Here is a 10,385-nt window from a genome sequence, read left to right as displayed (position 1 = left end):
CACCCTCGGCCGGCTCGCCACCGTCAGCCGCTCCGCCCGCGCCCCGCGCGCTGCAGCGGATGCCGACGCCGCTGCCGCCGGCCGTCGCGCGCCCGCCGGCGCCCGCGGCCAGCGTTTCGAGCCCGTGCATTTCGTCGACGAGGCCCCCGTCGTCCAGCCCAGCCCGTGGACCCCGCGGCCGCTGCCCAAGCCCCTGCACCTGTCGCCGGGCTCGATCGCCCAGGCCGCGATGGCGTCGGTGGATGCCGCCGCCCAACTGCGCCAGGCCGCCGCCGAAGCCGAACTGCAGCGTCGCGCGCTGGCCATGGCCGAGGCCATCGCCCCGTCCGAGGTCACCCCGATCACCCGCCCGGTGGTAGCCCGTGGCAGCGCCCCCGCCGCCAAGACCGCCCCGCAGGCGGCGCCGAGCCGGTTCGCCAAGATGGGCATCATCGGTGACACCGAACCCGGCATGACCGACCTTGACGCGGTGCTCCGCCGCCGCCGCGCCGTCGGCTGACGGTTCGAAGGCGCCGCACTCGCGTGATATTGTAAATACGCAGTCTGGGGCTATGGCGCAGTTGGTAGCGCGTCTCGTTCGCAATGAGAAGGTCAGGAGTTCGAATCTCCTTAGCTCCACCACTGAAACAGAAGGACCGCGGCCCCCGGGCTGCGGTCCTTCTGTGTTGGTGTCAGCATCCGCGGCAGTGTGCCGCGCCGTTAGAATTGGGCACTGCCGGGACCGGCCGAGCCGCAGGGGCCCGGCGGTTCCTGTGTCTGAGACGACCGGAGACGACCATGACAGCCCAGCAGGACCAGCCGGCGGCCCAGCCGCCCGCAGCCGTCGTTGAAGGCGTCTTCGAGCTGGCCCGGGACGGCCGCACCGGCCCGCTGGGCGAGATGCTCGACGCCGGCGTGCCCCTCGACCTGGTCAACGGTCGAGGCGACAGCCTGCTGATCGTGGCCGCGTACGGGCAACACGGTGAGACTGTGCGGGAGCTGCTGCGACGCGGCGCCGACACCGCCGTGGTGAACACAATGGGACAGACGGCACTGGCCTGCGCCGTGTTCCGGGGCAACGAGCCGATTCTGCTCGACCTGCTGCAGGCCGGCGCCGACCCGGATCTCGGCAGCCATTCGGGCATCCAGATCGCCGACCAGTTCGCACTGCCGCGGATGCGCGCGGTCATCGAAGCGCACACCGGCGCCTGACTCGGCCACCACGCTCCCGCAACTCAACGCGCCCCTCGCCCGGGGAGGCGCCGCCGCCGCTGTCGGTCGTCGTTGCTACCGTGACGGTCAACGACACGAGAGCGGAAGCCGGGCAACGGGATGAATGAGGAAGCGACACCGGCGGGAACCACCGTGCGGTTCCACTGCGGGCACGGCGCGGATGCGGCCGAGGCGCGCGTCACCCTGCAGCGGCAGTGCCCGCTGTGCATGCTGCTCGCGGAGACCCGGCGCTCCCGGGACCAGCTGCTGCACCGGGTGGCCCCGAACGGACGGGCCGCCCTGGCGCGGGAAACCCGCATCGGGGCAAGCTACGAGTGGATCTGCAGCCGCGGGCACTCCCGGTACCAGGCCAGCGTGCGGGAGACCCTGACCGGCCCTGGCTGCCCCAAGTGCGCCCGGAATGCGCGGGCCCCGGCAGCCCGGTACGAGGGCGGCGTGCCGTTCATGAAGCCCGGGCTGAAGACGCGCACGTCGCAGGCGGAACAGAAGCTGCGGATGCTGCTGGGTGAGCGCATCGCTCTGCCGCACCGGGTGAACGCGATTCGGATCAACCGCACCTTCTACGGCAAGCCGGAGGTGTGGCCGGACATCATCATCCCCGCCGTCAAGGTCGCGATCGAGTACGACTCACCCGGCCGCGACAAGACCGCGCACCGCGGCCTCAAAGTGGTCTCCGACCGGGAGAAGGACGCGGCTCTGGAGGAGGTGGGCTGGGCGGTGATCCGAGTGCGTGCCGACGGCCTGGAGTCGCTCGGCCCGCACAGCATCGTCACGGCGGGGGTGACAGCGGCACTCGTCGACGAGATCCTCGTGATGCTCGCCCTGATCCGTGGCGAGGGCGCGGTGGCTGCGCTGCAGAACCAGGGACCGGGAGGCTAGCCCGAGCCGGTCTGGGTCGACCAGTACGTGTTCAGTGCCTTCAGGAGACGGATGGTCTCCGGCGTCTCATCGGACCTCGTCTGCTCGAAACGATCCGACCCGGCAGCGGCTGTCACCGTGAAGAGCTCGGGCTGATCGAAGACCTCGATCGGGGTACTCGAGGTCTTCCAGAGGCCACCGGCAATGACCGCGTCCACGATCTGCCGCCCGGCTTCCTCGTCGCAGTTCACGGGTCCGAACCCCAGGATACCGCCGCTCCCAGCACCGACCGAGATTTTGTCGTCTTCGGCTCGCGTGGCGTTGGCGGCGAACATCGCTTCCGCTGTACTGATCTGAGCGTCCACCGTGCCGTCACCGTTGAGGTACACGGATGCCCAGTCGTGGCCGACCCGGATCTCCTCGATGAAACCGGGTCGGGGTTCGGCATCGATCGTTGCCACTATCGAGCGGAACAGCGCGGGGTCGGAGACGCCGACCAGGATGACGTTGTCCGCCACCGAGTAGGAGGCCACGCCGGCCGTGGCGTCGAATAGGGCGAACAGCGGATCCAACTGAGGGGTGTCGGCGGTGACGGAGTATGGCGAGCCGTCCTCGGTCTCGACGCTGAACTCGATCGCGGAGTACCGGGGATCGGAGGCCAGCTGCTGGATCCGGGCGACCATCGCGTCCATGCTCGTGTCGTCGGTGACCAGCACCTGCAGTTTCGTGCACAGTCCCAGTCGGATCGAGGTGATAAGGGGATCCGGCAGGAGCCTGTCGAATTCGGCGAGCAGCGCAGCCGAGTTGTCGCACTGCTCTGATCCCTCGTCGATCATGAAATAGGACGTGTCAGCGTCATCCCCGGCATCGGCGCGGAGGGTGAGCGGACGATCCGGGGTGCCCGCGTACTCCTCGAACAGCGTCGTGACGTCGGCCTTCGATCCGTACAGGGTGGCGAACGACCGATTGACGTAGGCGGTGGACACCCGGTCGTCGTCGAATGCGGTCAGGGCCAGGTCCACCAGGTGGGACGTCTGGCGGAATCGCGGATGGTCCCCTCGACCTCCGGATCACACATCGCGGAGCATCCGGTCAGGGAGATGTCCGAGGACTCGACGATCTGGCTTTTGCTGAGCCATCTCTCGGCAGCGTTTCCCTGGATGGAGCATCCGGTGAGGCCAACCGCTGCCAGCGCCACCAGGGCGACCATGGTTGTGAGTGTGGTGCGATTTCGAGTGCGGATGGAGCCCCCTTGATCATGCGCGCGAGTCAACGGTATCGCCAGCGATCGCAGTCCGCTGACACCCTTATGGGAAGTCAACCGAGTGGTTAGAGTGGCCGGAGAAGAGGCTCACGGTCGAGCGGGGGCGGCACGTGGGCACCCGGATCAAAGGAGCCCATTCGTGCTGCACACCGACATACCCACCCGAGACGACGTCGACACCCTCGCAACGGTGCGCAAACATCCGTGCGTCTCGATCTACCTCAGCACCAGCCCGCTGCCCCAGGAGTCCGAAAAGGCCAGGATGGAGCTGAAAAACCGGCTGACGGAGGCCGTGCAACAACTGCGCGATGCCGGCACCGACAAGGGACCCATCGAGGAACTGCAGGAAACCCTCGACGACCTCATCCAGGACTCGGATTTCTGGCGGTCACTGTCGTACAGCCTGGCGATCTTCGCCACCCCGGACAGCGTGCGGACCTTCCGGCTGCCAAACCGGCTCGGCGGGGCGCTGGAGGTCTCGGACCGGTTCTACCTCAAGCCGCTGCTACGCGCGGTCACGTTCCCGCAGGCCGCTTTTGTGCTCGCCCTCGCGCAGAACTCCGTGCGGTTGCTGGAGATCAGCGCGGAAAGCCCGGTCTACGCGGTTTCGGTGCCCGGGCTGCCCAGCGACGTCGCCGACGCGGTCGGCTTGCCCTCGATCAACGGCCGCACCCAGGACAGCCACATCATGGGCGGCCGCATCCAGGGCGCCGAAGGGCAGAAGGTGCGGATGCGCCAATACGCGCGGGCGATCGACCGGGCGCTGCGGCCGGTGCTCAGCGGCGTGGACCTGCCATTGACCCTCGCCGCCGCCGAACCCCTGGCCGGCATCTACCGCTCGGTGAACAGCTACCCCAACCTCACCGAGGCGATCATCCCCGGCAACCCCGAAGAGACCCCGGACGAGGAGCTGGGGCGGGCGGCGCGCGGCATCCTGGACGAGCTCTACGCGGCGGAGCTGGACGGACTCAAGGACCGCATGGCCCGCCGGGCCGCGCACGGCCGGGCCGTCACCGACCTCAGCGACGTGGCGCGAGCCGCCACCTACGGCGCGGTCGACACTCTGTTCGTGGACATCGACCAGAGCGTGCCGGGGCTGGTCGACGAGGAAACCGGGGCGGTCACCCTGAGCGCGGAGGACGACGCCATCACCTACGGTGTCGTCGACGAGATCCTGCGGCGGGCGCTGCTGTCGGGGGCGGAGATCTTCGCGGTGCGGGCTGATGACATGCCCGGCGGCGGTGCTGTCGCCGCGGGGGTGCGTTTCATGGTCTGACGCACACGAAACCGGTGCCGCCTGCAGGCAGGCGACACCGGTGAGGTTCGTGCGCCGGGCGCGTTGCGCCCGGCCGGAGACGAATTAGCGCTTGCGGGCTTTTTCGGTCTCAGCGGACTTGAGCTGCTTGTCGGCGCGCTTTTCCTTCAGGGACTTGCCGGCGACCTTCTTGGTCGCATCCTTCTTGGGTGATTTGTCAGCCATGTGTACTCCTTCGACCTGAACCTGGGCGGCACGGATGATCTGACCCTACGCGGGTTCGGCACAAAGAGCATCTTGAGACGAGGGCGTGCCTGAACGCCGCCCCCGACGCGGCCCGATTGGGGGCCCCTGCGGGGCCTGTGCCTTTGGAGGGTGTCGACGTAGGCTGTCTGCGATGAGGCTCCTCGTCGCTGGGACGAGAAGTCGTACGGAGAGCCGGGAGATCATGAGCGCACAGGAAACGTACAAAGCAGTGCTATTCGGTCCGAACGTGATCGGGTCCGGCACCGAGATTGAACTGCATTTCGCCAACGGGGAATACCAGGACGTGGTGGTGCTCGAAGCCGTCGAAAACGGCCAGACAATCACCCGCACCTACCGCAAGGGCCGGGAGACCGAGGAACCCATCCCGTACCGATTCGTCGACGAAGACGTGTCTGATGAGACCGCGGTGGGGGATGTGCCCAACTAGCCGGTCGGACCTGCACACCGGGGGCAGCGCGGGAAGCGCTGCCGCCGGTGTGCACGGCTAGATGCGGGCGCCCGGCTTGGAGCTGCGGCTCAGCCGCACGGGCAGTGCCATCAGCGGACCCACGAAACGACGTTGCAGGCTGCGGCCGGGGCCCCACACGTACTGCACGATCAGCTGAGCCAGGATGGCGCTGGCCGCCAGGGCGACCGCGATCGCACCGGCGGTGAGCAGGTTGAGCAGCCCGTTGATATCGCCGTCGGCCATCTGCAGCAGCCCGCGGAACAACGCCAGGCCAGGCACCAGGGGAACCAGGGCGCAGACGACGATTACCAGGGGAGGGGTGCGCACGAGGCGTGCCCCGACGGCCGCCAGGAGCCCGGCACCCATCGCCGCCGCGCCGGAGGACCAGACCAGGCCGAACCCGGCATTGCTGGCGGCCAGGTAAACCGCCTCGGCCACGGCGCCGAGCAGGCAGACGACCCAGAACGCCCGCCACGGCACCTGGGTACCCAGGGCGAAGCCCGCCACGATGACCACCGCGGCGACCAACTGGATTGCCACGACACCCAGGGAGGCGGGCACATCCGCGCTGATCCCCAGGTCGAGGCCGAACCGGGCCAGGACCAGCGAGGAGCCGGCCACACCGGCGACCAGACCACCGGTGATGAGGAGGGCCTCGATGAGCCGCGCCGTGCCGGTGAGGTAGAACCCCGACAGGGTGTCGTGCACCGCGCCGAAGGTGGTCACCCCGGCCAGGAGCATGATGATGGTGGCGACCACGACGAGGGACGGACTGGCGCCGGGATCGATCAGGGGCACGATTGCGGCGAAGATCGGACCGATGGCCCCGCCGACGACGGTTTGGTAGAACAACGGCACCCGCCGTTTGTCGAGCGCGGTGGTGAGGAAGTCGATCACGAATCCGGCGACGAACGCGGCAATGATCACGACCGGGCTGCCACCGAAGAGCGCGGCGGCGCCGGCGCCGACGAGGCTCCAGCCGATCCGACGGTACAGCAGCGTCACCTGCGGCTTCGACGAGACGATCGTGGCCAGGCGTTTGCGGGCCTCCGGAACATCCGTGGGCTCTTCGATCAGGTCGGCGATGAGCTCCGACGTGGCGGTGAGCTTGGCGTAGTTGAGGGTGCGGTACTTGACGTCCCGGCTGCGGGAGATGGATTCGTGGGTGGACTGGTCTTCGTGGGTGAGCGTGATGATCGTGTGGGTGATGTTCGCCTCGGTGCCGCGCAGCCCGTAGGCGCGAGTCAGCGCGAGCATGGCCGCCGTGGCGTCTTCCGCTCCGGCGCCGGACGCGAAGATCACCTCGGCCAGCCGCATGGTGAGGTCAAGCACCGACCGGGTGTACGCGGCGATGTCGATGACCGGGACCGCGACGGTGGAGGTGCTCGGCGCATCCTCGTAGGCGCGCACGGCGGCGATGCCCGTGGCATCGGCGCGCAGGATCGGGATGCTGGTGGTGACCGGGCGCGGGGTGGTGGGGTGCGGCGCCCGGTAGGGCTGCTTGGGGATGGGTGCGGTCGTCGCGGCGACGGGCACCGGTTTGGTGTTCGTGGGGAGAGAGGAGGGGGGCACGGCAGTCAACTGGACAACTTCAACACTTCGAGGATCGGTGATGCGGGGAGGGAATGTGCGCGGCTGCTCAGTCATCGAGCGGGCCGAGCCAGGCGGTGGCGACGGTGGCGTGAGCGGAATCAGCGGTCGAGGGGTGGAACAGCCCGGCCAGCACGTCGCGGTACAGCCGGCCGAGTTCGTCGCCGGTGAAGTAGCTGGCGCCGCCGTTCACCCGCAGCATCAGGTCCACGACCTCCTTGGCGCTCTCCACACTGCGGTGCTTGAGGCCGGCGAGCCTGGCGAACCAGAACGGGCCGTGGTCGACGAGGGTGTCGACGTCGCGGGCCAGCGTCTGAATCTGGGGGTATACGGCATCCAGCAGCAGGGCCGCCTCGGCGATACGGCGACGGATGTCCGGATCCTGCGCGAGAGCTCGACCGTTGTTCTTGGCCGAGCGGCGCCGTTTCACGGCCGCAACCCCGAGTTCCAGCGCCCGCTGGGCGATGCCGGTGTACACGCTCGAGAGCAGAATCTCGAAGGTGGCGAAGATGCCGAAAATCAGCGGGTCGTTGACCGGTCCGGGCGGGAGGGTGCGCACCACCCGGTCGGCAGGGGCGGAAGCCCCGTCCAGCAGGGTGGTCTGGCTCTGGCTGCCGCGCATGCCGAGGGTGTCCCAGTCGTCCTTCCGGGTGATGCCGGGGTCGGCGCGGTCGAGGAACGCCCACACGATCAGCGGCCGGGCCGGATCGGAGCTGTCCAGGCCCATGGTGCCCAGCTGGGTCCAGACCGGGGAGAGGGAGGTGAAGATTTTGGTGCCGGTGAACCTGTAGCCACCGCCTTGCTGCGGTGCGGCATCCGTCGACGAGCCGAACAGCACCAGGTCGTTGCCGGGTTCGCTGACCCCGAAGCCGAAGATCGCGCCCTGCGCGGCCTCGATGAGGACGAACTCGAGGGCGGTGTCGCCCCTGTCGTGCATGGCCTTGGCGACACCGGTCCAGACCAGGTGCATGTTCACCGCGAGGGCGGTGGCCGGGGCGTGCGCGGCCAGCCGGGACTGCTCGGCAGCCAGCTGCGGCAGGGTGAGGCCCAGGCCGCCGAAGCGGGTGGGCACCAGGGCACGCAGGTAGCCGGCGGCGGCGAGTTCGGCGACGTCGTCGAACGGGAAGGTGTTGGCGGCGTCGTGCGCTGCGGCACGGGAGCGGATGCGGCCGAGTAGGGCGTCGTCGAGCACCGCGCCGGAGGCGGGGGAGGTCGGTGCGGGGCGGGAAGATTCGGTCACACCTGCAAGCCTACGTAGCCTTTTCCTTTCGCGTGGCCAGACGCACGATGAGAAAGACGATCCCGCCGGCCACCGCCAGGATGGCGAGCCAGGGCAGGGCGAATCCGACGCCGACGAGGAGGGCGCCGAGCGCCGTCACCAGGGTGTTCCAGCCGGCCACGACGCCGGTCCAGAAATTATCGGGGGCGCCGGGGGCGACGGTGCCGGTGGAGTACAGCTCGAGGCCGATGGTGGAGTACTCGATCTGGTCGGTGAGGTAGTCGCGCTGGGACTGCATGCCCTCCAGCTCGGCCTGGCGGGATGAGAGTTCGCTCTCGATGGCGATCAGGTCGGTGGTGGTCGTCGCCTGCGATATGAGGGCCAGCAGCCTGTCGACGGAGGTGCGCAGCGCCGTGATCCGGGCGTCCAGATCCTGGCTCTGTTGAGTGACGTCGGAGGAATTCAGGGACACGTAGTTCACGGTGCCGAGAGCCCGGAGCGCGTCGAGGGTGCGGTCGAGGTCGCCGACGGGGATGCGCAGCGACAGGTTCGCGCTGGCGGACTGGTTCTCCGTTTCGGGGGTTTCGGTGCGGCTGTCGACGCGGCCGCCGGCCTCTTCGACGATCATCGCGGCGTTCTCGGCCGACCGGATCGGGTCGGCCACGGTGAGTGACACCGATCCCGTCGTGATCACCGAGCGATCGGCGGTGGTGGCCTCGCCCGCGGCATCCTCCACGACATCCCCTGCGACGACCTCGCCCGGCGCGGGCAGTTGGCCGGGCACGGTGCCGGAATCCATCGACTCGGAGCGGTAGCCGGAGTCGCTGGCACTCTGCGAACCGAGGGAGGTGCAGCCGGCCAGGAGCAGCCCGATGATGGCCAGGCCGCCGGTCACGCCGACCCATGTTCTCAGGCGGCGGGGCCGCCGTGCCTGGACGCCCTGCGCCACACCCTGGGTCTTCGTGCTGTTGCTCATGGGCCAACTGTAGGGTCGGGCCGTATCCGCTATCTGGATGGTTTCTGGGAGTCGGATCACAATCGAGTCTCGACCTTGGGCCGCGTCGTACGCTCGAAGTGGCGCCGGTTTCTGCGGCGCCGTTGTACGAAAAGACTGTTCAGTTCTCGCTCTAGGAGGAACCATGGGATTCGCAGACGACGCCAAAGACGCCCTCGCGGCCACCGGCCAGAAGATCGGACGCGCGGCGGAAGACACCAAGGAGCGCGTCTCAGACAAGCTCGACGAAGCCAAGGCCGACGCCGAGGTGAAGAAGGCCGAGGCCGAGGTCAAGCACGCCGAGGCCGAGCGGGACTCCACCAAGGCCAAGAACGACTACAAGGAAGGCCTGCGCTAGCCGCGGCCGCCGGGGGCGGCGCCGTGGCCGCGGGCCGCGGACGCTGGGCGGCGCTGACGGATGCGCTCCGTCGGCGCCGCGCTCCGCACCTGTTCATCCAGACGGACACCGGCAGCGGACCCGTCGTGATCCTGGTGCACGGCATCGCGTCCACCGCGGTGACCTTCCGCAAAGTCGTGCCGATGCTGGCCCCCGGGCACCGGGTCATCGCCGTGGACATCCTCGGCCACGGCGCCTCGCCGGCACCGCCGGACTGCGAGTACACCCTCGACGACCATGTCGCGGCGCTCGCCGCGACCATCCGGGCGCTGAACCTGCGGGAGCCCTTCGTGCTGGTCGGGCATTCGCTCGGCAGCTTGATCGCCACCCGGTACGCCGCCGAGCACCGCTGGTACACCCGACCAGGCCTGCGGGTCTCCCGCCTGGTGCTCGTCGGGCCGCCGATTTATCTCTCGCCCGCCGACATCGGCGACCCGTGGGTGCGCGCCAGGGTCACCGCGTACCTCCGGGCCTACGAGTTCCTGCGGTCGAACAAGGACTTCACCCTCGCCAACGCGGCGGTGCTCGGCCGGCTGCTGCCCAAGGGCATCCTGGAACTCACCGAGGACACCTGGACCCCGTTCGTGAAGTCGCTGGAGCACTGCATCGAATCGCAGACCATGGTGAGCGACATCGCCGGCCTGCGCATCCCCGTCGACCTGATCTACGGAGCGCTGGACGCCTTCGTGGCGCCGGGCAGCCTGCGGGTGGTGGAGCGGATGCGGCACGTCACCACCCACCGCGTGGAGGCCAACGATCACATCGTGCGCCGCCGCATCGCGAAGGTGCTGGTGAGGGTGATCGACGGTTTCGGTGCACCCGCGGCGGAACCGGCAGTGACCAGAGTGACGCGCTGACTTGCGGCCTCCCGGCAACGCCGA

Annotated in this window: 11 protein-coding genes, 1 tRNA gene and 1 pseudogene; 8 read left to right on the top strand and 5 right to left on the bottom strand. The window is 69.0% G+C overall.

Annotated elements, in window-relative coordinates:
• The 4 genes and pseudogenes from E3T22_RS19185 to E3T22_RS18970 all read left to right on the top strand — a co-directional run.
• Positions 1–499, top strand: a pseudogene (locus E3T22_RS19185) (hypothetical protein); the annotation flags it as partial.
• 46 nt (positions 500–545) lie between these two features.
• Positions 546–621: transfer RNA gene (locus E3T22_RS03950), tRNA-Ala, on the top strand.
• 156 nt (positions 622–777) lie between these two features.
• Entirely contained in the window at positions 778–1,191 is a 414-nt protein-coding gene (locus E3T22_RS03945) for an ankyrin repeat domain-containing protein (RefSeq protein ID WP_134481302.1), read from the top strand.
• A gap of 120 nt (positions 1,192–1,311) precedes the next feature.
• Positions 1,312–2,091 (top strand): hypothetical protein, encoded by a 780-nt coding sequence (locus tag E3T22_RS18970; RefSeq protein ID WP_088456995.1) that lies wholly within the window; start codon positions 1,312–1,314, stop codon positions 2,089–2,091.
• Here the strand turns inward: E3T22_RS18970 and E3T22_RS03930 are convergent.
• Both E3T22_RS03930 and E3T22_RS03925 read right to left on the bottom strand, forming a co-directional pair.
• Entirely contained in the window at positions 2,088–3,092 is a 1,005-nt protein-coding gene (locus tag E3T22_RS03930; RefSeq protein WP_134481304.1) for a hypothetical protein, read from the bottom strand. The two genes, E3T22_RS18970 and E3T22_RS03930, sit on opposite strands and share 4 nt — an antisense overlap.
• Positions 3,077–3,280, bottom strand: coding sequence for a hypothetical protein (locus tag E3T22_RS03925; protein ID WP_134481305.1), 204 nt, complete (start codon positions 3,278–3,280; stop codon positions 3,077–3,079). The genes E3T22_RS03930 and E3T22_RS03925 overlap by 16 nt, the downstream gene beginning before the upstream one ends.
• Before the next feature lie 193 nt (positions 3,281–3,473).
• Here E3T22_RS03925 and E3T22_RS03920 point away from each other — a divergent pair, with 193 nt between their 5' ends.
• Positions 3,474–4,610: a hypothetical protein gene (locus tag E3T22_RS03920; protein ID WP_134481306.1), complete on the top strand. Its 1,137-nt coding sequence runs from the start codon at positions 3,474–3,476 to the stop codon at positions 4,608–4,610.
• A 427-nt stretch (positions 4,611–5,037) separates the two neighbouring features.
• A complete protein-coding gene (locus E3T22_RS03915; RefSeq protein WP_088456990.1) occupies positions 5,038–5,283 on the top strand; it encodes a hypothetical protein in 246 nt (81 codons plus the stop codon).
• A gap of 57 nt (positions 5,284–5,340) precedes the next feature.
• Here the strand turns inward: E3T22_RS03915 and E3T22_RS03910 are convergent, their stop codons facing one another.
• From E3T22_RS03910 to E3T22_RS03900, 3 genes are all read right to left on the bottom strand, one after another.
• Entirely contained in the window at positions 5,341–6,876 is a 1,536-nt protein-coding gene (locus tag E3T22_RS03910; protein ID WP_166788863.1) for a threonine/serine exporter ThrE family protein, read from the bottom strand.
• A 67-nt stretch (positions 6,877–6,943) separates the two neighbouring features.
• Positions 6,944–8,134, bottom strand: a complete 1,191-nt coding sequence (locus tag E3T22_RS03905; RefSeq protein ID WP_134481307.1) for an acyl-CoA dehydrogenase family protein — start codon at positions 8,132–8,134, stop codon at positions 6,944–6,946.
• A 10-nt stretch (positions 8,135–8,144) separates the two neighbouring features.
• The gene (locus E3T22_RS03900; RefSeq protein WP_166789258.1) at positions 8,145–9,089 is read right to left on the bottom strand and encodes a DUF4349 domain-containing protein; all 945 of its coding nucleotides are present in this window, start codon (positions 9,087–9,089) and stop codon (positions 8,145–8,147) included.
• A gap of 163 nt (positions 9,090–9,252) precedes the next feature.
• Between E3T22_RS03900 and E3T22_RS03895 the strand changes: the two genes are divergently transcribed.
• Both E3T22_RS03895 and E3T22_RS03890 read left to right on the top strand, forming a co-directional pair.
• Complete coding sequence (locus E3T22_RS03895) at positions 9,253–9,465, top strand: hypothetical protein (RefSeq protein ID WP_088456986.1); 213 nt, start codon at positions 9,253–9,255, stop codon at positions 9,463–9,465.
• Positions 9,466–9,488: 23 nt separating this feature from the next.
• Positions 9,489–10,361, top strand: coding sequence for an alpha/beta fold hydrolase (locus tag E3T22_RS03890; RefSeq protein WP_198415066.1), 873 nt, complete (start codon positions 9,489–9,491; stop codon positions 10,359–10,361).
• The last annotated feature ends 24 nt before the right edge of the window (positions 10,362–10,385 follow it).

This window comes from Cryobacterium sp. TMB3-10 (assembly GCF_004402305.1).
Lineage (GTDB): Bacteria > Actinomycetota > Actinomycetes > Actinomycetales > Microbacteriaceae > Cryobacterium > Cryobacterium zongtaii.
This window is presented reverse-complemented; position numbering and strand designations above follow the sequence as displayed.